Source organism: Membranihabitans maritimus (assembly GCF_021729145.1).
GTDB classification, from domain to species: domain Bacteria; phylum Bacteroidota; class Bacteroidia; order Chitinophagales; family Saprospiraceae; genus Membranihabitans; species Membranihabitans maritimus.
In genome coordinates this window covers 150,711-173,861 of sequence record NZ_JAJSLW010000003.1, presented here as the reverse complement: position 1 = coordinate 173,861, position 23,151 = coordinate 150,711, and the positions used below count along the sequence as shown (strand labels likewise).

At 38.0% G+C, this 23,151-nt stretch carries 19 protein-coding genes and 1 tRNA gene; 11 read left to right on the top strand and 9 right to left on the bottom strand.

Features of this window, described 5'->3' with window-relative positions; all coding sequences use genetic code 11:
• Nucleotides 1-6 precede the first annotated feature (6 nt).
• Nucleotides 7-315 (bottom strand): ATP-dependent Clp protease adaptor ClpS, encoded by a 309-nt coding sequence (locus LVD47_RS04650; RefSeq protein ID WP_236974383.1) that lies wholly within the window; start codon nucleotides 313-315, stop codon nucleotides 7-9.
• 187 nt (nucleotides 316-502) lie between these two features.
• Here LVD47_RS04650 and LVD47_RS24005 point away from each other — a divergent pair, with 187 nt between their 5' ends.
• The gene (locus LVD47_RS24005; protein WP_236974382.1) at nucleotides 503-1,411 is read left to right on the top strand and encodes a DMT family transporter; all 909 of its coding nucleotides are present in this window, start codon (nucleotides 503-505) and stop codon (nucleotides 1,409-1,411) included.
• Nucleotides 1,412-1,487: 76 nt separating this feature from the next.
• Nucleotides 1,488-2,126 carry an O-methyltransferase gene (locus LVD47_RS04640; RefSeq protein ID WP_236974381.1) on the top strand — a complete coding sequence of 213 codons (639 nt, stop codon included), beginning with the start codon at nucleotides 1,488-1,490 and terminating at the stop codon, nucleotides 2,124-2,126.
• A 7-nt stretch (nucleotides 2,127-2,133) separates the two neighbouring features.
• Here the strand turns inward: LVD47_RS04640 and LVD47_RS04635 are convergent, their stop codons facing one another.
• A complete protein-coding gene (locus tag LVD47_RS04635) occupies nucleotides 2,134-3,852 on the bottom strand; it encodes a BamA/TamA family outer membrane protein (protein WP_236974380.1) in 1,719 nt (572 codons plus the stop codon).
• A 40-nt stretch (nucleotides 3,853-3,892) separates the two neighbouring features.
• Between LVD47_RS04635 and hemW the strand changes: the two genes are divergently transcribed.
• Nucleotides 3,893-5,023, top strand: a complete 1,131-nt coding sequence (gene hemW, locus LVD47_RS04630) for a radical SAM family heme chaperone HemW (RefSeq protein ID WP_236974379.1) — start codon at nucleotides 3,893-3,895, stop codon at nucleotides 5,021-5,023.
• A gap of 85 nt (nucleotides 5,024-5,108) precedes the next feature.
• On the opposite strand, the gene LVD47_RS04625 is transcribed toward hemW, so the two are convergent.
• Both LVD47_RS04625 and scpA read right to left on the bottom strand, forming a co-directional pair.
• Nucleotides 5,109-5,747, bottom strand: coding sequence for a peroxiredoxin (locus LVD47_RS04625; RefSeq protein WP_236974378.1), 639 nt, complete (start codon nucleotides 5,745-5,747; stop codon nucleotides 5,109-5,111).
• Nucleotides 5,748-5,869: 122 nt separating this feature from the next.
• On the bottom strand, nucleotides 5,870-7,888 hold the full coding sequence (scpA, locus tag LVD47_RS04620) for a methylmalonyl-CoA mutase (protein WP_236974377.1): 2,019 nt from the start codon (nucleotides 7,886-7,888) through the stop codon (nucleotides 5,870-5,872).
• Between the two features lie 369 nt (nucleotides 7,889-8,257).
• On the opposite strand from scpA, the gene LVD47_RS04615 reads away from it, so the two are divergent.
• Nucleotides 8,258-9,514, top strand: a complete 1,257-nt coding sequence (locus LVD47_RS04615) for a M16 family metallopeptidase (RefSeq protein WP_236974376.1) — start codon at nucleotides 8,258-8,260, stop codon at nucleotides 9,512-9,514.
• 233 nt (nucleotides 9,515-9,747) lie between these two features.
• Here the strand turns inward: LVD47_RS04615 and LVD47_RS04610 are convergent, their stop codons facing one another.
• The 4 genes from LVD47_RS04610 to LVD47_RS04595 form a co-directional block, all read right to left on the bottom strand.
• Nucleotides 9,748-10,503: an MBL fold metallo-hydrolase gene (locus tag LVD47_RS04610; RefSeq protein ID WP_236974375.1), complete on the bottom strand. Its 756-nt coding sequence runs from the start codon at nucleotides 10,501-10,503 to the stop codon at nucleotides 9,748-9,750.
• Nucleotides 10,504-10,779: 276 nt separating this feature from the next.
• Entirely contained in the window at nucleotides 10,780-12,108 is a 1,329-nt protein-coding gene (xylA, locus tag LVD47_RS04605; protein ID WP_236974374.1) for a xylose isomerase, read from the bottom strand.
• Nucleotides 12,109-12,117: 9 nt separating this feature from the next.
• Entirely contained in the window at nucleotides 12,118-13,599 is a 1,482-nt protein-coding gene (locus tag LVD47_RS04600) for a xylulokinase (protein WP_236974373.1), read from the bottom strand.
• Nucleotides 13,600-13,897: 298 nt separating this feature from the next.
• Nucleotides 13,898-13,982 (bottom strand) — tRNA-Leu (locus LVD47_RS04595).
• A gap of 181 nt (nucleotides 13,983-14,163) precedes the next feature.
• Between LVD47_RS04595 and LVD47_RS04590 the strand changes: the two genes are divergently transcribed.
• The 7 genes from LVD47_RS04590 (at nucleotide 14,164) to atpG (ending at nucleotide 22,053) form a co-directional block, all read left to right on the top strand.
• Nucleotides 14,164-16,695, top strand: a complete 2,532-nt coding sequence (locus LVD47_RS04590; RefSeq protein WP_236974372.1) for a DNA translocase FtsK — start codon at nucleotides 14,164-14,166, stop codon at nucleotides 16,693-16,695.
• A gap of 174 nt (nucleotides 16,696-16,869) precedes the next feature.
• On the top strand, nucleotides 16,870-18,117 hold the full coding sequence (atpB, locus tag LVD47_RS04585) for a F0F1 ATP synthase subunit A (protein ID WP_236974371.1): 1,248 nt from the start codon (nucleotides 16,870-16,872) through the stop codon (nucleotides 18,115-18,117).
• Nucleotides 18,118-18,158: 41 nt separating this feature from the next.
• Nucleotides 18,159-18,362, top strand: coding sequence for an ATP synthase F0 subunit C (atpE, locus tag LVD47_RS04580; protein ID WP_236974370.1), 204 nt, complete (start codon nucleotides 18,159-18,161; stop codon nucleotides 18,360-18,362).
• Nucleotides 18,363-18,449: 87 nt separating this feature from the next.
• On the top strand, nucleotides 18,450-18,962 hold the full coding sequence (gene atpF, locus LVD47_RS04575) for a F0F1 ATP synthase subunit B (RefSeq protein WP_236974369.1): 513 nt from the start codon (nucleotides 18,450-18,452) through the stop codon (nucleotides 18,960-18,962).
• A 15-nt stretch (nucleotides 18,963-18,977) separates the two neighbouring features.
• Entirely contained in the window at nucleotides 18,978-19,517 is a 540-nt protein-coding gene (atpH, locus tag LVD47_RS04570) for an ATP synthase F1 subunit delta (protein WP_236974368.1), read from the top strand.
• A 29-nt stretch (nucleotides 19,518-19,546) separates the two neighbouring features.
• Nucleotides 19,547-21,130, top strand: a complete 1,584-nt coding sequence (atpA, locus tag LVD47_RS04565; protein ID WP_236974367.1) for a F0F1 ATP synthase subunit alpha — start codon at nucleotides 19,547-19,549, stop codon at nucleotides 21,128-21,130.
• A gap of 23 nt (nucleotides 21,131-21,153) precedes the next feature.
• On the top strand, nucleotides 21,154-22,053 hold the full coding sequence (gene atpG / locus LVD47_RS04560) for an ATP synthase F1 subunit gamma (RefSeq protein ID WP_236974366.1): 900 nt from the start codon (nucleotides 21,154-21,156) through the stop codon (nucleotides 22,051-22,053).
• A 205-nt stretch (nucleotides 22,054-22,258) separates the two neighbouring features.
• Here atpG and LVD47_RS04555 read toward each other — a convergent pair whose 3' ends face one another.
• Entirely contained in the window at nucleotides 22,259-22,711 is a 453-nt protein-coding gene (locus LVD47_RS04555; protein ID WP_236974365.1) for a DUF2147 domain-containing protein, read from the bottom strand.
• Nucleotides 22,712-23,151 lie beyond the last annotated feature (440 nt).

Below are 23,151 nucleotides of genomic sequence, written 5' to 3'. Positions count from 1 at the left end.
ATATGATTATCTTTCGATAACAGCGGACAATCCTTTCTCTAACAGTGCTTCCTTGAACGGTTTCAGAACTTTGTACGGTGCTGTTTTTACAATAGCTTTACCATTAAAGTGAATCATTAATGAAAGCTGTTCAGATTGAACATAACTGTGCTTGAGAATTTGAACAAAACATTTGATAACGTGGTCAAAGGTATTGTAATCATCATTATAAACAACCAATTCAGCATCCGAATTCTGATCAATTTCTTCTTCTACCAGAATTTCCTCTTCGTACTCGGTTTGATTTAGTTGTATAAAATATTTATCGAGTTTCATATGAAATGAATCTGATTAAATTAAAAGGGAGGTACAAAATTACAAAAAAAATATTCATTAAAGGACTTATTTTTATATTACAATTATGGATTTTCCATGAAAAAATGGCCATGGTAAAAGCTGGGCTTATCCATGGATTTAATTTTAAAGTGTGCCGTAACTGATTAATATTCTATAATTTATCATTGTGAAAGCAAAGAGCAAAGCCTATATTTCACTGCACATTGCTATTCTTTTTTTTGGCGCAACCGCTGTGTTGGGGGACTTAATTGTATTGGATGCAATGATTCTAGTTTGGTGGAGGCTGATTTTGTCGTTGGTTGCTTTTATTCCCATTTTTGTTATTTACAATTTATTCCAATTCTGGAAAGAACTTTTATATGTTAAGAAGGAGTTGATATTGGTAGGCATCTTTCTGGCTCTGCATTGGGTTACGTTTTTTGCTTCGGTCAAATTGGCCAATGCTTCTGTTGCTGTTTTGTGCCTTTCTGCTACTTCCCTTATGACATCTTTCATGGAACCTATAATCATAGGTAGGAGATTTAGAAAAATGGAATTCGCTTTCGGTGCTTTGATTATTCCGGGAATGATTTTAGTAGTAGAATCACTTAAGACTGATATGATGCAAGGCGTTATTTGGGGATTAGGATCTGCATTCCTGGCATCACTGTTTACAACGTACAATAAGAAAATTGTTGATCGGGGAAATACAGTACTTTTTACTTTTGCGGAGCTGCTTATCGCATTGGTCGTGGTGACGGTCCTTGTACCCATTTACGCAATAGGAAATGACCAATTGACTTTGGTACCTGTCTCAGGAGCCAACTGGCTTTATCTGCTAATCTTGTCAATAGTATGCACTACAATTTGTTATACTGTAGCATTCAGGGCATTGCGGTATATGAGCGCTTTCACCGCTAATCTTTCCATTAACCTCGAGCCTGTTTACGGAATTATTTTAGCGTGGATCATACTTGGGGATAATGAGGAAGTTACATCGCAGTTTTATTGGGGGGCGGCTTTTATTATAGGGATTGTATTGGGATATCCTTTTATCGCCCGTAAATTTTATCCCGAAATGTCAGAAATGCACTAGGAATAATTATTCATTTTCCTGAATTTTTCTAGTATTTATTTAAATTGACAATATACAATAATGAAAATATATAGACATGTTGGAAGAATTTAATAAAGAAGTATTGGCGTACTGCGAACATCATACGGTTAGGAAAAATTTGATATTGGAACGAATTGAACAGTCTACCATTGAAAATTCGAACGCCAGCGGGATGATGTCAGGAGGGTATCAGGGAAGATTATTGAGCCTGATAAGTAAAATGATAGCTCCGGAGTATGTCCTGGAAATAGGAACCTTTACAGGATATGCAGCACTATGTATGGCGGAGGGTTTGAAACCCGGAGGAAAGGTAATTACCCTGGAACGGGATCGAAAGTTGGAACCACTTATTGAAAAGCATTTGTCGTGGTCGCCTCATGGTAATTCCATCGAAGTCGTATACGGGGATGCATCCGAATTAATCCCCACACTCGATCATACTTTTGATATGGTTTTTATAGATGCAGCGAAAAAACAATATGCCAATTATTACGACCTTGTTTTTGATAAGATCAATCCGGGCGGTATTATTTTATCTGATAATGTATTGTGGAGAGGCAAGGTAGTCGATAAAAATCAGGACGATAAAACAGCGATAATTGACCAGTACAACAAAAAGATCTATAATGATACAAGAGTTGAACCATTTCTATTACCGATCAGGGATGGAATAATGCTGGCGAGAAAACTTTGAGATTGTTTTAATAGTTCACGATCAAACCAAAATTCACCCTACCTTCTGACAGGGAAATCCGCTGTTCTTTATGCCCTCCAAGTGCATAAGAAATTCCAAAAATCCCTGCTTTGGTATCGAGATTTAACCCGATTCCGAAACTATATGGGTAATTTATCTTTGTTCTTGAGTTTTTGTCACCAAAAATGCCAAAATCCGAAAAGAAATAAGCGTTGCTTGAACCACTGAATAAAAAACGGTATTCTGCAGAGGCCATTCCATACCAATCTGCAAAAAATATTTTTTCTGCAAAACCACGGTAATTTTGAAACCCCCCCAACCGGAATTTTTCATTATTAAGTAATCCTCCTGTACTGTAGTTCAAACCGCCAAGCATGCGGAGGCGAATCGTAGAAAAATTCCCAACTGGGATGAAGTTTTCTGCTTTACCGATAAGCTCAAACTTCAATGTGTTTTGGCGAATACTGTCGTACGCTTCGGTAAATGAAAAGTCATTATTCGGATCGGATATTTGAAGGATTGAGCTATTGCGGATTATTTTTTTCAAACCTCCTGTTAATTCCAATAGGAGAATCGACCCTTTTGTAGGATTTTGGATATGATTTAAGGAATTGAACAGAATTGATGTTCCGACGGCAGACCAATTGTAATCTAATTGATCCGGAAGTTTTTGGGATTGTAATAGAAAACCTTGATCAAGAGATACAAGTCTAGATTGTTCTTGTTGTATGAATAAGGCATATCTCAATTCCGGATTCCATTGGTATTGAAGGCCAATTTTTCCACCGACATCCAGAATGGTAGTATCCCTACGATCGAGCATACCTTCGGCTACAATTCCAGATTTAATAAGCGGGATATACGGGAAATTGAGTTGGAGGGCAAAAGATTGACTTTGATTGGCGTATTTATCATATTGGATAAATATCCTTTCCGCTAATTTCAATTGGTTGCTCAGGTCAAGGTAAGCGTTTCCTGTTAGCTCATATTGCTGGCTTGGACGATTGGAGGGCACCAGGGCCAAAAGAATGTCAAATTTTGAAGGGTCTTGTTTGTCAATTACGTATTCCAGGTTTACGCCAAAAGGATTGAAATCATAGTTTAATTCCTGGAAGTCGGCAAAGCTCCAGCTATTTATAATAGTTTCGGACTTTTTAATTTTGCTCCAGCTAAAAGGATCTTGTTCTTGGATACCGATCATTTTTTGAAAAAGTTCGGATTGAATATTGAAATTGCCGCGAACCGAAATTTCTTGTATCAAAATTTCTTGAAGGGAATCTATTTGATAGTCGAGAAATAGGGTGTCGCCCGAAATTTCCTGAAAATTGGTTTTTAAACGGGCGTATGGGAACCCCCGGTCTGCCAAACTCATCAAGATCTCCCCCCTTGTTTGTAGGGCTTTATTCCAACTTTGAAAATCCCATTTTTTCAGTTGAGAAAGGGTATCTGGAGAATAAAATTTGATCCCGATAGTGTTGATTTTTGGTCCACAATGTATATTAAGTTGCTTGTTGTTTGAATCAAGAACAGAAAAGGGAAAACCAAAATCAAAAATAACTTTAGTTAATTTTTTACTAGAAAAATTGGAATCAATCTCTATTTTTTCTTCGATAAGATCCTGAGGACATGTAGAGTCTGGAATAATCTCAATAGGCGATTGGCTGAATAGTAAAAGATCGCTGAGTAGAAATAGTATAAGTATGAGTATTTTTGTCCTGTTGAACATATTGGTTAAGAACGTAATTTAATACATTAAAATACTAATCTTGGGAGGAATTTATATCCATATACCGTATTGCCGTCAAAAATGTAGCTATTGCAATTTTCATTTTTCCACGAATGTAACTGATACGGGAAGAATGTCGGATTCATTAATTAAAGAGGTTTCTTTGAGGTCTGATGAATTACGTTTATTGGATATTGAAACGATTTACTTCGGTGGTGGTACACCATCAATTTTTGCTCCGGAAGAAATGCAGCGCTTAATCAAGGAAATCGGACGGATCATTGCCCTCAATAAAGTAAAAGAGGTAACCATTGAATGCAATCCAGATGATTTGACCCTGGATTATTTACATTCTTTATATAATGATTCATGCATTAATAGGTTGAGTGTAGGCATTCAGTCATTTTTTGATGATGATTTGGAAATGATGAACAGGACACACTCAGGAAGAGATTCAATTGATTGCCTGGAGAATATATTTAAAACGGGATTTGATAATGTTACAGCGGATTTAATTTTTGGATTACCGGATAATGATTCGCAAAAATGGGAAAGGAATCTTAAGAAGTTGATTGAATTTCCAGTAGAACATATCTCCTGTTATGGTCTTACCGTGGAACCCAAAACACAACTTGAATATGACATAAGTCGCGGTAAAGTACCCGTTCCGGATGATGGAATAGCCTTGGACCAGTTTTACTTTACCGAAGAATATTTGACACCCAGGGGATTTGTCCATTACGAAATATCAAATTATGCCAAACCCGGGAAAATAGCTATTCACAATACTAATTATTGGCGCCAGGAAAAGTATGTAGGGATTGGGCCTTCAGCCCATTCTTTTGACGGATTTCGCAGACGATGGAATATCGCGAATAATGCTTCTTATATGAAAAAAATAAATAATGAAGAAAAGTTCTGGGAAGAAGAATATTTATCAGAAGCTGATATGTATAATGAATGGATAATGACTGGGCTTCGTACGATTTGGGGTATAGATCCAAAACAAATTAAAAAATTCACCTCTTCAATACAGGATGAGTTTTTTATAGCAAAAGAAAATGCAGTCAAAAAAGGTAGAATTGCAGAAACAGAAGATAGAATGTTTCTGACCCGGAGGGGTAAAGGAATAGCGGACAGCGTCATTTCTGACTTTTTTTTTGTTAGATAGTATCCTTTGAAGTGTGAAAATGATAAAAAGGGTAATTCTAAAAAAGAATTACCCAATAATTATTGAAAAGAAATTATTAAAAAGCTTATCCTTTCGATTCAACTTTTGTCAATCTCAAGTAAGGTTTTACTTTTTTGTATCCGGGAAACTTTTCATTCGCTTCCTCATCTGATACCGAAGGACTGATAACGACTTCTTCTCCGTGTACCCAGTTCGCGGGTGTTGCTACACTTTGATAAGCAGTTAATTGCAGGCTGTCAATTACTCGTAGTATTTCGTCAAAATTTCGGCCGGTAGATGGAGGGTAAGTGAGGGTCAATTTTATCTTTTTGTCCGGGCCAATTACAAATACGGACCGTACGGTAAAATTACTATCAGCATTAGGGTGCAGCATACCGTATTCGGTAGCTACTTTTTTGTCGGGATCTGCAATGATTGGATAATTTACCGTTGTGTTTTGGGTTTCATTAATGTCTTTTATCCATTCGTTGTGGGAATCAACCGGATCGACGCTAATTGCAATTACTTTTGTATTTCGCTTGTCGAATTCAGGCTTGTATTTTGCAACTGTTCCCAGTTCTGTAGTACATACGGGTGTGAAGTCTGATGGATGGGAGAATAATACTGCCCAGGAATCACCCAGCCATTCGTGAAAATTTATTTTTCCTTCAGTAGTATCTACTGAAAAATCGGGTGCTTCATCGCCTAATTTTAGATTTGCCATAAATTGTAAGGTTGTTTAGTGAAAAAATTGTGCTTTAATATATTCTGAAAACATGTATAATTATCTTTTGTTGATTGAAAAATGTAAAAGATTTTATAAAATATATGGGAAGGTATTTACGGTTAATTTAAATAGGGAGATAGGATTTTTTTTGCTGCATCGACTAAATTCGTACCGGGGCCGAAAATCATAAATACTCCCTTGTCATACAATAGTTTATGGTCTTGTTCCGGTATTACTCCTCCCAGTATGACTTTTATATCAGGTGTCCCCTGTTCTTGTAATGCTTTAATGGTTTCGGGGACCAAAGAATTATGGCCTCCTGCCAGGGAAGATATTCCCAGGAAGTGTACGTCATTTTCTGCAGCTTGCCTGGCTGCCTGGCGCGGTGTTTGAAATAAAGGGCCGAGATCTACGTCGAAACCAATATCAGCAAAACTGGAAGCAATAATTTTTGAACCGCGATCGTGTCCATCCTGACCTAGTTTGGCAATGAGAATTCTGGGTCTTCTTCCATATTTTTTTTCAAATTCATTACACAATTTCTGAGCCTTTTGATAATTGATCTGCTTTTTCATAGCGTTTCCATAAATATTACTGACCATTTGGTTGGTTGCCTTAAATCTTCCGTAAACTTGTTCGAGCACTTGAGATATTTCACCCAATGTAGCCCTGCAACGCGCTGCAATCACAGCTTTTTCTAAAATATTATCATTGTTGGAAATAGCAGCATTTCTCAATTGATCAAGAGCATCTTGCAGTTTGTGTCTATTTCTGTTTTGTTTTAAGGCTTTGAGTTTTACCTTTTGTGATTCCAGCACTACATTATTATCTATGGAACGAACTTCAGTTGAATAACTCTCTCTTTCATTTAATATATTTACTCCAACAATTTTGTATTTATTCTGGTCAATTTCAGCTTGTCGAAGAGCGGCGGCTTCTTCTATTTTCATTTTAGGGAAACCCTGTTCTATTGCTTTTGCCATTCCTCCCAATTCCTCAATTTCCTGAATGTGTTTCCTGGCTTTTTGGTATATTTCCTTGGTTTTTGTTTCTATTATTCGAGATCCGGACCATGGGTCAATGGCCTCAGTAATGTGAGTTTGGTTTTGCAGTATTAATTGGGTATCCCTTGCTAATTTAGCTGCAAAATCTGAAGGAAGCGCTAACGCCTCATCATACGAATTGGTATGCAGGGATTGTGTGCCGCCAAATACAGCCGCAGTGGCCTCAAGAAAAGTACGGGTTAAATTGTTCAATGGGTCCTGAGCTGTTAGACTCCAACCACTGGTTTGAGAATGTGTACGGAGTCTCAGGCTGTGAGGATTTTGTGGATTAAAGCTTTTTACCGTTTCCGACCATAAATATCGAGCGGCCCTCATTTTGGCTATTTCAGTAAAAAAATCCATACCTATTCCCCAGAAGAAGGAAATACGGGGGGCAAACTCATCCACTTTTAGCCCTGCATTGATACCTGTCTGCAAATATTCCAGTCCATCAGCGATGGTATAGGCGATTTCCAGGTCTGCTGGAGCTCCGGCTTCATGCATGTGGTATCCACTTACCGAAATGGTATTAAATTTGGGCATGTTTACTTTGCAATAAGAGAAAATATCAGAAATCAAACGCAATGAAGGTCCCGGTGGATAAATATAAGTGTTACGGACTAAAAATTCTTTTAAAATGTCGTTTTGAATAGTCCCTTTTAATTGATGTTGCCCGACTCCTTGTTCTTCCGCAGCAATAATATAAAAAGCCATTATGGGTATTACAGCCCCATTCATAGTCATAGATACTGACATTTGATCAAGGGGGATTTCATGAAAAAGAATCTTCATGTCTTCCACCGAGTCAATGGCTACACCAGCTTTACCTATATCACCACTTACCAGCGGATTGTCAGAATCATATCCTCTGTGAGTAGGTAGATCAAAAGCCACTGAAAGTCCTTTTTGTCCCTGTTGCAAATTATTTTTATAAAATTGATTGCTTTCTTCAGCTGTCGAAAAACCCGAATATTGTCTAATGGTCCATGGTCTTCCTACATACATACTGGAATATGGTCCCCTTAGGTAAAGGGGGAGCCCTGCCTGTCCACTGTCCTGCGAATAATTTGAATCCTTGTGTAAACTCTTTTTCATATATTCTATCTGCAAATAAGGTATGTATTTTTTACCATATTGAAAAGATCCTAACCCGCTTTATTCATTAGAATACTATTAATAAAGTGGTGTATACCTGACAAAATAATGGAGATTGTTAATTGTAATGTATTGATTTACAATTAATAAATTTTAGGTCTGTTCAGGTAATTTCAAAATATTCTTACGACAATTTTGAATAACGAAAGAATATACTTTACGCATCAGTATATATTGTAAATCATTGGTGTTCAGAATTTTGAATTTTGCATTTCTTTTAGGTGGAAAATTTTGTGGATGTACTGGGCTAAAGATATTTAAATTTCAAAGTTGGAATTTGACTTCTTATAGTATATTCGCTGTTTGAGTATGGTAAAGTATAAAAGATTTGAATTACAGAATGGATTGAAAGTGATTCTTCATCGTGATGAGGATAGTACACTTGCAGCCGTCAATGTATTGTATAATATCGGTTCAAAGAATGAGCATCCGGATAAGACAGGTATCACTCATTTATTCGAACATATGATGTTTACCGGGACTGACATGGTTCCTGATATTGATGTGTTATTGCAGAATGCAGGAGGTGAAAATAATGCTTTTACCAATGCGGACTATACAAATTATTATAGTTATGCCCCTGCCAATAACCTTGAACTGCTATTGGCGATTGAAGCCGACAGAATGTTTCAGTTGCGACTAACAGATGAGAAATTTACGATACAGCGGAATGTAGTAATTGAAGAGTTTTATGAAACTTGTCTCAATCAACCCTATGGGGATGTATGGCATTTAATGTCGGAAATGGTTTACAAAGAACACCATTATCAATGGCCTACGATAGGGAAGACCCCCCAGCATATTGTGGATATTCAATTCGAAGAGATCCGTAAATTCTATGACTATTATTGTCCTAATAATGCAATTCTTGCCATAGGAGGGAATATTGATCCCGAAAAGGTTGAAAAGAAAGTAGTAGAATTGTTTGGTAATATTCCATCCAAAGGGTTTAAAAAAATGGATTCGAGACCTGAGCCGGATCAATTGGTCAGCCGGGAAGAAAAGGTCGTTCGAAATGTCCCTACTTCTGCATTGTATCTGGGTTTCCCTATGCCTGAAAGAATCCATAAGGATTATTACATTTTGGACATGGTGACTGATTATTTTGCTGAGGGAGAAGGGGCGTATTTATGGAAGAATTTGGTGAAAAGGGCGCAGCTTTTTTCCTATATCGATGCCTGGGTTGTGGGTTCGAAGGATCCTGGATTGATGGTAATTGAAGGAAAATTGTCTGATGGTGTTTTATTTGATAGTGCGGTTCAGGAGGTAAAGGATACACTTCAGAGATCTTTAGAAGCTATTTCTGATCGTGAAGTATTTAAACTCAAAAATAAAATCCGTACCAATCTGATTCAATCCAGAACTAACGTTCTCAGTAAAGTAATTAGTCTTGCTTATTTTGAAATGTTAGGGGATATCGACTTAATCAATAGAGAAGGGGAAATTTATGATGGGATAGAAAAATCCGACATGTTCATTTGTGCCGAACATTACATTGATTTTAACAAGTGTAATTCACTCTATTATGAGGCAGATGGTGGAATAAGTGGAGCGAGTAATGTCTGAAATTAAAAAATAGTAAGTCCGTAATCTTCGTTGGCTTTATTTGAATTGTAAGCTTGACTTCTAATTCTCCGATATATTCCATTTTGCGTTTTCCAGAAGTAGTCAATGGGGCGATATTCTAATCTCTATCTATGTTTACAAGCTATCCTTCTGTCCTGAACACCCACCTTTGGTTCGGACGAATATTCGGTATCCTCCATTCCGTCATCAAATTTCTATTGTTGGTTTCCTACTTATTCATCCCCGGGATACCAATCCCTTAGCCGTACCTCCACGTTTTTGTTCCTAGCGTTTACAAGGCTTTTAAATTTATCAACATCACTGAATTTTCCACCTCCGCCACGAAAATGATAAGGATATACAATTCCGGGCCCAAATTCTATAACGGCCGATGCGGCGCTTTCCACATCCATAGTATATGGAAGGTTCATACACACGAAGGCCATATCAATATCTTTAAGGGCTCTCATTTCAGGGATATCTTCTGTATCCCCTGAGATATATACTTTTTTGTCTCCGAAAGTGAGTATATATCCATTGCCCCAGCCTTTTTCATGTCGAATGGTTCCCGATCCGGGGAGATTGTACATAGGGAAGGCCTGTATATTGATGCCGTAAAAATGGGTAGTTTCGTCATTTTTGAGAACCTGAATCGTACTGAATTCTACGTCTCCCAGATTGTCGACGACTGATTGAGGGGCGATCAACTTTGTATTGTCAAGTGTGATGCCCTTCAGGGTCTCGGGATTCAGGTGGTCTCCATGGGGGTGTGTAATGAGGACCAGGTCCGGATCCGGGAAATTCTTGAATAATTCAGCACCTCCATAGGGATCTATATATATGGTCTTTTGGTCTTGTTGCAATACCAGGGTGCCGTGAAGCACAGGGGTGATTGTTACTTCACCCGTAGGAGTAGATAGTTTATCGGATTGGGAAAAGCAGAAAGTATAACTCGTAAAAAATATGAACAGAGCAAACAAAATTCTCATGACTTTTTGCCTTAAAATACGAATATTTACTAGAGTCTAATAAAAATTCTCTTCCCGGGTCGCTTGCACCAAAAGCTTGCGGTTTGAAGTTTTTTCGGCTCTCCGACTAGTATCTCCAGATGACCGGCTTACGAATCTTTTCTGCGTCATACATAGTAATCAGTTCATGTCGCTTACAGCATTAAGTTTAGAGCTTTCCAAAAAACGTTATCAGACCTAGGAGATACTTTTTTTGTTGCGGACCCCTACCTTTTCGCTTCTTTACTGTAAAGCACTTTAAATATACCGGTTAATTAGATTTTCCAGATATTCCTGTCTTCCGCTTATCTGTTGCAAGTGACTTCCGTCACCGGTAATTTCGGCCAGATCTTCCAGGCTGAGTTTACCGTTTTCGAAATCTGCTCCTTTACCCTCATCGAAGGTTGAATAGCGAGATTTCAATAGTGGATAATAGTCTGAGTCGGTAGCAATTTTGTCGGCGATAAGTAAAGCGCGAGCAAAAGCGTCTATCCCTCCAATATGGGCATGGAATAGATCTTCCAGGTCTGTACTGTTTCTGCGTAATTTGGCATCAAAATTAATTCCTCCTCCCTGGAATCCACCAGCGTTGAGGATGATTAACATGGCCTGGGTCAATTCATATAGATCTACGGGGAATTGATCCGTATCCCATCCGTTTTGGTAGTCTCCACGGTTCGCATCTATACTTCCCAGAGCATTGGCATCGGCTGATACCTGGAGTTCGTGTTCAAAGGTGTGCAGTGCCAGTGTCGCATGGTTAACCTCGATATTCAGTTTGAAGTCATCCAAAAGATTAAATTCCCTCAAAAAGCCCAATACCGTTGAAGCGTCATAGTCGTATTGGTGCTTTGTGGGTTCTGCCGGTTTGGGCTCGATAAAGAAAGTACCTTCGAATCCATTGTTACGGGCATAGTCTTTTGCCATGTGAAGAAATCTGGCAAGGTGTTCTTTTTCCCTTTTCATATCGGTATTGAGAAGAGACATATATCCTTCACGTCCTCCCCAGAATACGTAATTTTCACCGGATAATTTTATAGTGGTGTCAAGTGCATTCCGAACCTGTGCACCGGCATGAGCTACTACATTAAAATCTGGATTGGTCGCTGCACCATTCATGTACCGGGGATGGGAAAATAAATTAGCCGTTCCCCATAATACTTTGACTTTATGCTCTGCTTGCTTCTCTAGTGCATAATCGGAGATGAATTCCAATCTTTTCCCAAATTCCAGGATGTTTTCCCCTTCGTCTATAATGTCTACATCGTGAAAGCAGTAATATGTAAGTCCGAGCTTAGAAATAAATTCAAATGCAGCATCCATTTTATTTTTGGCGCGTTCTTCTGCAGTATTTCCTTCATTCCAGGGCATTGGACGCGGCCCCCAACCGAATGGGTCACTGCCGTCGCCACAGAAACTATGCCAGTATGAAACTGCAAATCGCAAGTGGTCCTCCATCGTTTTTCCTCTTACCAACTGCTGACCATTGTAATACCGGTATGCAAACGGATTGTCGGAATCAGGCCCTTCGAATTTAATTTTTCCTACATTTTTGAAATAGGGTTGTGTCTTCTCTAAAGTATTCATATTTGATAATTATAAAAATTTTTTTAATTCTTCTTTCCAGAAATTGTATGACTTTAAAAGTTCGGGGTTTTGATCTTGAGGTTGAAATTTAAATACAATATTTTGATTATCAAAAGCGTCATCGATTGTATCAAAATATGAAACTCCAATGGCTGCACCAATGGCTGCACCCACAGCGCCAGTGGCTTTGACCATTTCAATATTTACTTTTGCAAGATCTGCAATCGTTTGGCTGAAAACTTTTGATTGGAACAGGTTGTCATTACCCACTCTCATCGTCTCAGTAGAAATGCCCAGGGATTGGAGTATCTCAATGCTGTAGACGAAGGCAAAAGCAATTCCTTCCAGTGCAGAGCGTATTATGTGCTTTTTACCGTGGCGGTTAAGATCTATACCTATGAGGTGACCTCCGATTGTTTTATTTTGAAAAATCCGTTCGGCTCCATTGCCAAATGGAAGTGTAATTAATCCCTCGGATCCCTGTTTTATTTCAGCAGCCTCCTTTTCTAGTTGGGGGTATGATTTTCCGGAGTCACTAATGTTTTTTCGAATCCAGCTATACATGATTCCCGTTCCATTAATGCATAGTAGTGTGCCTATTTTGGGCGTTTTTTTAGTATAATTAACATGGGCAAAACTATTGGTCCGTTGCCTATGATCAATTACAGGTTGATCCGAGACACCGTATATAACGCCGGAAGTTCCTCCGGTAGCGGCTAGTATCCCGGGCCTGGATACATTGAGTGAAAACGCATTATTGGGTTGATCCCCGGAGCGATATGAGATAGGTATCCCTGAAGGTAAACCTAATTTTTTGGCTGCGGATTCTGTTAACTTTCCTAAAGGTTCAAAAGATGTACCAATGTCTGGAATAAAAGAACGGGGAACATCTTGCTGGTCAAATAATTCAAAAGCGGGTTCATTTTTTTCAAAATTCCACATTATTCCTTCACTTAATCCTGTAATTGTGGATGTAGGTCGATCCGTCATTTTCAAAGCTATAAAATCCCCGGGAAGTAAAAACTTCCAGATTCTTGAGAAATTTTCGGGTTCATTCTTTTTCACCCATACGAGTTTTGAAAATGTAAAATTTCCAGGCATATTGTAATATGATGCTAAAAACTCTTTTTCCTCAGAGGTTTTAGCTATGGAATCCCCAGTTTCTATTGCTCTGCTATCACACCATATTATCGAAGGTCGTATAATTTTTTTGTTTGAATCAATAATAACCAGGCCATGCATTTGATAAGCAATTCCGATTCCGGAGATCTTAGCCTTGTCAATGGTATGGGTATCGAATAATTGCTGTGTAGACAATAAAACATGTTGCCACCATGTTTCCGGATCCTGTTCAGCATAATTTTCCACGGGTGATAGAATAGGAAGTTCTGATTCAGGGGATTGTACAGTCGCAATTATTTCATTGGTGTTAGCATTATATAATGCGCATTTAATTGATGAACTGCCAATGTCATAACCCAGGAAATACATATTGCTTGATGTTTAATGATTATATAATACGGGCTAAGGATCTCATTTTCAAGTAAATTGATAAAATAATCGTCCTCATTTTGTGGTGAAAAAAGCGGCTTGAATATAATAAAAAAAAGCATTTTTACATCGAACTAAAGCTTAAGCTAGCTTAATTCATCTCAAAATATGAAGGATTTACATATTGTAAAAAAAATCTATCGGGAATTATTTTACAATAAAAGTTTTTACGTTTGAATTTCTATTGAGTGGTAATCTTATAATTTCTCCTGTAATTAAAAGAGAGAAATAACAGTAGTGCCCGGAACAGGAGTCGAACCTGCACGTCCAAAAAAGACACAAGGCCCTCAACCTTGCGCGTCTACCAATTCCGCCACCCGGGCAAAAGTACTAAAACAAAGGAATGCAAAAATAACACTTTTTTTGATTGTGCGTAATCAGAAAATTATTATTATTGCCCGATTCTAATAAAATTAAATTCATCCTTGTTGTACAATATTTTATACATGTTAAATAAATTTAATATATTAGCTGTCGAAAACTCATTTTTGTTTTAATTAGAATATGGCAAAGAAGCGGAAAAAATCAAAGAAATCTAAGCAAAGCTTTAAGCTTGATAGCCGGTGGAGAGCCATTTTCGGCTTGTTTGTTGCTATGCTTTCTCTATTTTTGTTGGTAGCGCTGACAAGCTATATATATACCTGGAAAGAAGATCAGGATAAGGTGTTACGATTTTCCTGGGATCTTCTCCTTACTCGTGATGTAAAGGTAGAAAACTGGTTGGGAAGATTGGGTGCAGTTATGTCCAATTTTGTCTTATATTGGGGTGTAGGCATAACCTCATTTCTTATTCCATTATATGGATTTGGCGTAGCTATAATTATTGCTTTTCAGAAGCATTGGATGCATTTAATAAGAATTTCAACGTACCTCAGTATTTGTTTTTTTATTTTTCCCCTTCTATTCGAATTCTTATTTCCCCAATCCCAATTTGCATGGGGAGGGGCTGTCGGTTTTTCATTAAATAATTACTTAAGCGCTTTTATTGGTACTATAGGGACAGGGATATTTTTATCATTTATGCTGATTAGTTTGATTTATTGGAATAATGAGTATTTACCCCAGATTAAGAGCACTTTTACCTTCAATTGGATGTCATTGAGAAGAAGGCAAAAGAAATTTGTCGACACGTTTCTTTCAGGTGAAATATTTGAGGAAAAGAGAAAGGGGGCCTTTTCAGATAATGAAGACCAGAATGTAGAAACACAGGAAAATGTTTCAGTTGTAAAAACAAATAACCGACCTGATAATTTGGATTTTGATGATTCGGTCGTTGAAAAAGAAGGGGCCAAAACCCTTAATGCTGGAATTGAGATCAACATGGACAGCAGGGAAAAGGAAACTATACCTTCAGACACAAAAAAGGAAGAAGAGGATTCTTCGCTTCAGCTAGAAGTCAATGAATCTATATTCGAAACTAATGAAAATCCTCCAACTCCCGAAACGAGGGAGAGTATTATGGAAGATGACGATAAGTTGGATATAGAGCGTGAGGATAAGACAAATTTGATGGAACCTTATGATCCGACTAAGGAACTAGCAGGATATGAGAATCCTGTCCTGGACCTGTTGGATAATTACATGGTGGATGATATTCACATAAATCGCAAGGAGCTGGAGATGAACAAGGACCAAATTGTTACTACCCTTCAGCACTACAAGATTGAAATTACAAAAATTAGGGCGACAATAGGACCGACGGTTACTTTATACGAGATCGTTCCCGCACCCGGGGTAAGGATATCAAAAATTAAGAACCTGGAGGATGATATAGCACTTTCACTGGCAGCTTTGGGAATACGGATTATTGCACCCATTCCAGGGAAAGGGACCATTGGAATAGAAGTTCCAAATAAGAAAAAACAGATCGTAAGTTTAAAAGATACGATGGCATCCGAAAAGTTTAGTGATGCCAGGATGGAATTACCTATTGCTTTGGGAAAGACCATCAGTAATGAGGTGTTTATTGCTGATTTGGCTAAAATGCCCCATTTGTTAATTGCTGGTGCGACTGGACAGGGAAAATCAGTAGGAATCAATACTATAATAATGTCTCTCCTTTACCGCAAGCATCCGAGCCAGGTGAAATTGGTGCTGATTGATCCTAAAAAAGTGGAGCTATTTCCATATTCCAAACTCGACAGGCACTTTTTAGCATTTTTGCCTGATCAGGAAGAACCTATTATCACCGATACAAAAAAGGTGGTCCAGACATTAAATAGCCTTTGTATCGAAATGGATGAGCGGTATAATTTATTGAAAAAGGCGCACGCCCGAAATATAAAAGAGTACAATAAAAAGTTTACATCCAGGAAACTCAATCCTCTGAACGGGCACAAATACCTCCCCTTTATAGTTCTGGTGATTGATGAATTTGCAGACTTGATAATGACTGCGGGGAAAGAGGTGGAGATGCCGATTGCCCGCCTGGCTCAGTTAGCACGGGCAGTTGGGATTCATTTGATAATTGCTACCCAACGGCCATCTGTCAATATTATTACAGGTGTTATAAAAGCGAATTTCCCTGCCCGAATCGCATTTAAGGTAACTTCAAAAGTAGATTCACGAACGATTCTGGATGCGGGAGGTGCCGATCAATTAATCGGTCGTGGTGATATGTTATTGAATGTAGGCAGTGATCTTATTCGACTCCAATGCGCATTTATTGATACACCTGAAGTGGAAAGGGTGATTGATTATATATCAGACCAATCCGGATTTGGTGAACCCTTCCTGCTACCCGAATATGTAGATCCCAATGACGATAGTGCGGGTGGAATTGGTGAAATTAAAAAATCAGATCTCGATGAATTGTTTTCGGATGCCGCTCACCTGGTCGTAGCGAATCAGCAGGGAAGTACTTCTATGCTTCAGCGTAAGTTGAAACTGGGGTATAATCGTGCAGGTAGAATTATGGATCAATTAGAGGCTTTTGGGGTTGTAGGACCCAATGAAGGAAGCAAGGCACGGGAAGTATACATAATGACGGATAGTGAATTAATGGACCATCTCGATATGGTTTTTAAAACAAATTAGGATTTAGGTTTTCCTATTATTTATCCATTTTCATATTTATATATATAACCTTCCATTCAATAACCATTTAAGTATTTCAAATTTATGAAATTTACTGATAGAATTTCTTTGCCTAATTAAAGTAATAATTATACCTTTGCAGGAACTTTTGAGAGCGGCAATTTTGAAATGCTTATGAACCATACATTCAGGCTTATACAAAGCTATTTAATCGCAGGTTTTTTACTCTTTACGGGAGTGAATTTTGTGACTGCACAAGACCACGATGATCATCATGAAGGAAATCACCATTCGGAACCGGATGAGGGCCATGGCGGAGAATATGATCCTGCTAATACTGCATTCCATCATATCTCAGACCAAAATGTTTATTCATTGGGATTCGCTGATTTACCTCTCCCTTGTTTTTTATATGCGAAAGACGGTGGTTGGGATGTGTTTATGAGTTCGAAATTTGGTATTGGCCACCACGGGAATGGCCATTATGCTTATAATCGGTATGTATTGGTAGAAAGTATCGTACGACGAATCACAGATGAAAGCTTTCCTATGGGGAAAGTTGAATTAAGTGATCACCCCTATCACCACGAGATGGTAATGGTAGATGGTAAGGAAAAAGAGCAAGTTACCGTGAATTATGACGGTAATCATTATAATCTGGAAAACAAGTCTACTTTGGACGGTGGATTAATGGGAGGAGGTCTGACCTCATTCTACGATTTTTCTTTGACAAAGAATGTGGTCTCGTTGCTATTGATTGCCATCTTTCTTTTTATTGTATTTTCAGCCGTTGCTAAAAGATATAAGCAGGACGCATTAAGAGCCCCTAAAGGGGTTCAATCATTTCTGGAACCAATTTTTTTATTTATTCAGGATGAAGTTGCTAAGCCATTTTTGGGCCATAAATGGCAAAAGTATTTACCATTTTTAATGTGTTTGTTTTTCCTGATATTTGCATTGAATTTATTCGGCCAGATTCCATTTTTGGGAAATGCTAATGTGACCGGGAATCTTACTTTTACCATGGTATTGGCTGTGATCGCTTTCTTTGTAGTGAATTTTAGTGGTAAAAAAGCGTATTGGGAACATGTGTTTTGGATGCCGGGTGTTCCGGTTTTTGTCAAACCGATTTTAACGGTCGTGGAGGTAATGGGTGTGTTCATAAAGCCGTTGACTTTGATGTTGCGTTTAGCTGCAAACATTACTGCCGGGCATATGATAATTGTGATTTTTGTAAGTCTTATTTTTATTTTCAATGAGGCTGGGCAAAATATGGTAGGGTCCGTACCCGGTTTAGCACTTTCTGTACCGTTGACCATGTTTATGATGGCGATAGAGTTGTTAGTGGCATTGGTGCAGGCATTTGTGTTTACTATTTTGACAGCTTCTTATATAGGTGCTGCCATAGAAGAACACCATTAAAAAGTATTTAATAATTTTTTAATTATATAAATTTTTTAGACATGACAGGATCAATCGCAGCAATAGGAGCTGGAATCGCCGTTATCGGAGCCGGATTAGGTATCGGATGGATCGGTGGAAAAGCAATGGAGTCAATCGCTCGACAGCCGGAAGCTGTAAATGACATACGATCAAATATGATCTTGATGGCAGCACTTGTAGAAGGTGCGGCTTTGATCGCGATCTTATTGTCGTTCTTTGTGTAAGAGATTCGAAATGAAAAGGTAGCTTATTATTGCGATTGGCAAAATAAGCTACCTTATTTTTAAAAAATTTATACAACGTAGGTAATAATGTTAGTTTTAGCAGAATTTAATGTACTTCGTCCAGATCCGGGTTTGTTGTTTTGGTCAGTTTTAATATTCCTGATATTTTGGTTTTTGATGGCAAAATTTGCTTTCAAGCCCATTACTAATGCATTAATCAAAAGGGAAAATCATATCCAGGATGCCCTCAACGATGCACGTAAAGCAAAAGAGGAACTGAGAAGAATACAAACAGAGAATGAAAAATTATTAGACGAAGCGCGTCAAGAAAGAGCACAGCTGCTGAAAGATGCAAAGGACCAGGGTAGTAAAATCGTGGAAGAAGCAAAGTCTAAAGCAAAGGAAGAAGCTGGTAAAATATTGACGCAGGCAAAAGAAGAGATTGAAAACCAGAAAAAAGCAGCATTGCACGATGTAAAGAATCAGGTTACTACGTTGGCCCTGAATGTTGCTGAACAAGTAGTGCGTAAAAATTTAAGTGACCAGGAAGGACAGGTTCAGCTTGTCAAAGGGCTGGTGGATGATATTAACTTATCCTAGTAAAGTAAGAATACTATGTCTTCAGTTAGAGTAGCGGAACGATATGCTAAATCTTTGTTGGATTTGGCGGTTTCATCAGGGAAAATTGATGAAGTCAATAGCGATATCAAACTTTTTAATAAAAGTCTTGAGTCAAAAGACTTAATGAACCTTTTGAAAAGCCCTATAATAAAGGAATCTGTCAAGGTAGGAGTCCTAAACAAGATCTTTTCTGAAAAAATGCAGCCCCTTACGATGAAGTTCATCCAGGTGGTTACACGTAAAGGAAGGGAGGATGTATTACCTGAAATTGCGTCTGCTTTTTTTAGCCTTTACAATGACTTTAAAGGAATTACAAAAGTAATTCTTACCAGTGCTATCCCGTTGGATAAAACTACAGTTCAGGGAATTGAGGAAAAGTTGATCAATTCCGGTAAGACAAAGAAAAACATTGTGATGGATACTCGTGAAGATCCGTCTTTAATTGGTGGATTTATCCTGGAATTTGACAATATGCAATACGATGCTTCAGTAAAAGGGAAATTCCAACGATTGCGACAAAAACTAACATATTAAATTAATAGAATAATTAAAATCATATAAAGATGGTTGATGTAAAACCCGATGAAATATCCGCAATAATTAAACAAGAATTGTCTGGTTTCAAAACGGAATCTGAACTAGAGGAAGTGGGTACTGTCCTTCAGGTAGGGGATGGTATTGCCCGTATTTATGGGTTGAATAGTGTGCAAGGTGGTGAATTAGTTGAATTTGAAACCGGAACCCAGGCAATTGCCCTTAACCTTGAAGAGGATAACGTAGGGGTTGTATTGTTAGGAGAAAGTGATAATATCAGAGAAGGTTCTAGTGTGAAAAGAACCGGAAAGATTGCATCTATTAATGTAGGCGAATCTTTGTTAGGCAGGGTTGTTAACCCTCTTGGGCAACCTATAGATGGGAAAGGACCTGTAGAAGGTGAAACGTATTTGATGCCATTGGAGCGCAAAGCTCCGGGTGTTATTTATCGACAACCCGTTAAAGAGCCCTTGCAAACGGGTATTAAGTCAATTGATTCCATGATTCCTATCGGACGTGGACAACGAGAATTGATAATCGGTGATAGGCAGACGGGGAAAACAGCCATTGCCATTGATACTATAATCAACCAAAAAGAATTTTATGACAGGGGGGAACCTGTATTTTGTATTTATGTTGCCTCCGGTCAGAAAGCTTCCACTGTTGCACAAGTTGTAAAAACACTAACGGATTATGGAGCAATGGATTATACCGTAGTTGTTAGTGCATCTGCCGCAGATCCTGCACCAATGCAGTTTTACGCTCCTTTTGCAGGGGCTGCTATTGGTGAATATTTCAGAGACACTGGTAGAGCTGCACTTATTATATATGATGATCTTTCCAAACAAGCTGTAGCATACCGTGAGGTATCGCTGTTGCTTCGAAGACCTCCGGGACGTGAGGCTTACCCGGGTGATGTATTCTATTTGCACTCACGCTTGTTGGAACGGGCAGCAAAAGTAATTGATGACGATGCTATAGCGCAAAATATGAACGATTTGCCTGAAGACCTTGTAAAAGCAGGTAAAGTGAAAGGAGGGGGATCTTTGACGGCGTTACCGATCATTGAGACACAAGCAGGTGACGTTTCTGCATATATCCCTACCAATGTGATTTCAATTACGGACGGACAGATATTCCTTGAAACTAATTTGTTTAATTCTGGTATTCGGCCGGCTATCAATGTTGGTATTTCTGTATCCAGAGTGGGAGGTTCTGCTCAGATTAAATCTATGAAGAAGGTTTCCGGTACTTTGAAACTGGATCAGGCCCAATACAGAGAATTAGAAGCATTTTCCAAGTTTGGATCTGATTTGGATGCCGCTACACAATCAGTGTTGGATAAAGGTATGAGAAACGTGGAGATTTTGAAGCAAGATGAATTTTCTCCTGTCCCGGTTGGTGAGCAAGTTGCTATCATATATCTGGGAACTAACAACCTTTTGAGAAGAGTTCCTGTGGATAAAGTGAAAGAATTTGAAGCTGAGTTTTTGGGGCAATTGAGAGCTAAAAATCCTGAAGTTATTGGAAACTTTGCTTCCGGAAAGCTTAACGATGAAGATTTGAAGACAGTCAAAGAATTGGCTGAAGATGTCGAAAAGTTATTTGTATAATATAGAACTAAGAATAAGTAAAAATGGGCGCTAATTTAAAGGAAGTTCGCGAACGGATAAGTTCCGTAGTAAATATCCAGAAGAGTACAAAAGCCATGAAAATGGTTTCGGCTGCCAAATTACGAAAAGCACAGGATGCTATCGTCAAATTGCGCCCTTATTCTGATAAATTGGATCATATCCTCAAAAATATTTTGTCCAATATTGATGGTGATATTAATCTGGATTTTAGTAAAGAGACTGCCGGAGAGAAGGTAGTTATTGTATTAATTACATCCAATAAAGGATTAGCAGGTGCTTTTAATTCTAATTTGATTAAAAGGACAGCTGCCTTAATTAATGATAAATACGCTGAACAAAGAGCAAATAATTCTCTTGAAATTTTGTGTATTGGTAAGAAAGGCCGAGATTTTTTTAAGAGAAATTATAAGGACGTTAAACTTAATTCCGAATATGTAGATTTATTTGATGATTTGACATATCAGAATCTTATGAGTGTGTCCGGCCTTTTAATGGATGACTTTTTGTCTGGTAAGATCGATAAGGTAGATGTTGTGTATAGCCGGTTCAAAAATGCGGGAATGCAATTTTCCACTTCTGTACAATATCTTCCGGTTGAGAAGATGAAGACATATGATGAATCCGGACAGGACAGCTACAAAGCCGATTACTTATTTGAGCCCAATAAAGAAGAATTGCTTCAGGAATTAATTCCAAGTATTCTGCACACAAAATTCCAAAAGTTTATACTTGATACACATGCTTCGGAACATGGTGCAAGGATGACAGCAATGGACAAAGCCACTGAAAATGCCAATGATCTACTGAAAGATTTGAAAATTACTTATAACAAAGCTCGTCAGGAAGCTATTACTAGTGAAATATCAGAGATAGTAGGGGGTGCTGCAGCGCTCAATGGTTAATTCATTCTATTAATTAATTTTGATTTTCCTCTTTAATGTGAGATGTTTTGAAATGTTCACAAGAAACTTGGTGCCATTGACATGATATAGAAAGATTTTTGCCTTGAATAATGACATTTTCTTTGTTATGATTTTTAGGTAGAGATTTGAATTATGGTTATCATTGGAGATAGTTCTTTATGGATAATAATGCAATGTTTAGGGCTTATCCTCCTGTTTGATCATTGTCTAATCGCGACCATGTCTGTGTTTTCCCAAATAGAGAAGAGATACCCAGACTACCTCTTACACTAAGCGTATTCTTATTTTCCAGCCAGATCGAGCAATTGTATGTTTTACCAGAACGGGGATCTAGAATTTCACCATTGTTCCAGGAATCATCGGATGGTTCTAAATCCCATATAATGTCCATATTAATCAGAGATTTTCCTTTTCTATCACCGGTGCAATTCTTGCAATGAGTAGTCTTGGCATTAGGCAATAACTTGATTACTTTGCCATGAAGTTTTCCATCCCGTTCATAGATTTCGACGTGAGCTACTTTTTTCCCGCTTTTATCGTCCGTAGTAACCCAAATTCCTTTCACGTTTTGAGCGTAAGTGAAAGGTACATATGCCATGATCAAAGCAAAAATAATAATTGGTATTTTATATTTCATAGTATGCATTTTAAGCAATAACATTATTCTATCTAAATATGGTATACAATTTAAAACTTTTAATGAATTGTTAACCCATGTTTGGGAAGGTTATTTATGGAATACCGCTACAACAATTTTTGTAATGTATTCGGGAATGTTAAACTAACGTCAGTTCGACGAATATTTGATTCTGTCATTATTTTTACTGAAAATGCAATGCCCAAGGAATCGCTATGCGGAAATCAATGCCAGAATAGACGATTCAACTTGTTTTCCACCCTGGGTTGGCACCCAGTGTTAGTAAATTTTCGTCCCTTCAGGGCTCTTTTTTCTCTGTCGAACTCACGTTAAACTACGAAAGGTATTAATATCAATTTTTGACAAGTGTGGTTTATAAACTATCATAGGACTGATCATAAGGTTAATAATAATGGCGCCCCTGGAAACAATAAATTTAT

Excerpts from the sequence above, each read along its gene's own strand:
- atpH (WP_236974368.1), top strand. The coding sequence starts at position 18,978 with ATGTCTTCAGTTAGAGTAGCGGAACGATATGCTAAATCTTTGTTGGAT.
- atpE (WP_236974370.1), top strand. The coding sequence starts at position 18,159 with ATGACAGGATCAATCGCAGCAATAGGAGCTGGAATCGCCGTTATCGGA.
- atpB (WP_236974371.1), top strand. The coding sequence starts at position 16,870 with ATGAACCATACATTCAGGCTTATACAAAGCTATTTAATCGCAGGTTTT.
- LVD47_RS04555 (WP_236974365.1), bottom strand. The coding sequence starts at position 22,711 with ATGAAATATAAAATACCAATTATTATTTTTGCTTTGATCATGGCATAT.
- LVD47_RS04615 (WP_236974376.1), top strand. The coding sequence starts at position 8,258 with ATGGTAAAGTATAAAAGATTTGAATTACAGAATGGATTGAAAGTGATT.
- xylA (WP_236974374.1), bottom strand. The coding sequence starts at position 12,108 with ATGAATACTTTAGAGAAGACACAACCCTATTTCAAAAATGTAGGAAAA.
- LVD47_RS04640 (WP_236974381.1), top strand. The coding sequence starts at position 1,488 with ATGTTGGAAGAATTTAATAAAGAAGTATTGGCGTACTGCGAACATCAT.
- scpA (WP_236974377.1), bottom strand. The coding sequence starts at position 7,888 with ATGAAAAAGAGTTTACACAAGGATTCAAATTATTCGCAGGACAGTGGA.
- LVD47_RS04600 (WP_236974373.1), bottom strand. The coding sequence starts at position 13,599 with ATGTATTTCCTGGGTTATGACATTGGCAGTTCATCAATTAAATGCGCA.
- LVD47_RS04625 (WP_236974378.1), bottom strand. The coding sequence starts at position 5,747 with ATGGCAAATCTAAAATTAGGCGATGAAGCACCCGATTTTTCAGTAGAT.
- LVD47_RS04590 (WP_236974372.1), top strand. The coding sequence starts at position 14,164 with ATGGCAAAGAAGCGGAAAAAATCAAAGAAATCTAAGCAAAGCTTTAAG.
- LVD47_RS04635 (WP_236974380.1), bottom strand. The coding sequence starts at position 3,852 with ATGTTCAACAGGACAAAAATACTCATACTTATACTATTTCTACTCAGC.
- atpG (WP_236974366.1), top strand. The coding sequence starts at position 21,154 with ATGGGCGCTAATTTAAAGGAAGTTCGCGAACGGATAAGTTCCGTAGTA.
- LVD47_RS04610 (WP_236974375.1), bottom strand. The coding sequence starts at position 10,503 with ATGAGAATTTTGTTTGCTCTGTTCATATTTTTTACGAGTTATACTTTC.
- atpA (WP_236974367.1), top strand. The coding sequence starts at position 19,547 with ATGGTTGATGTAAAACCCGATGAAATATCCGCAATAATTAAACAAGAA.
- atpF (WP_236974369.1), top strand. The coding sequence starts at position 18,450 with ATGTTAGTTTTAGCAGAATTTAATGTACTTCGTCCAGATCCGGGTTTG.
- LVD47_RS04650 (WP_236974383.1), bottom strand. The coding sequence starts at position 315 with ATGAAACTCGATAAATATTTTATACAACTAAATCAAACCGAGTACGAA.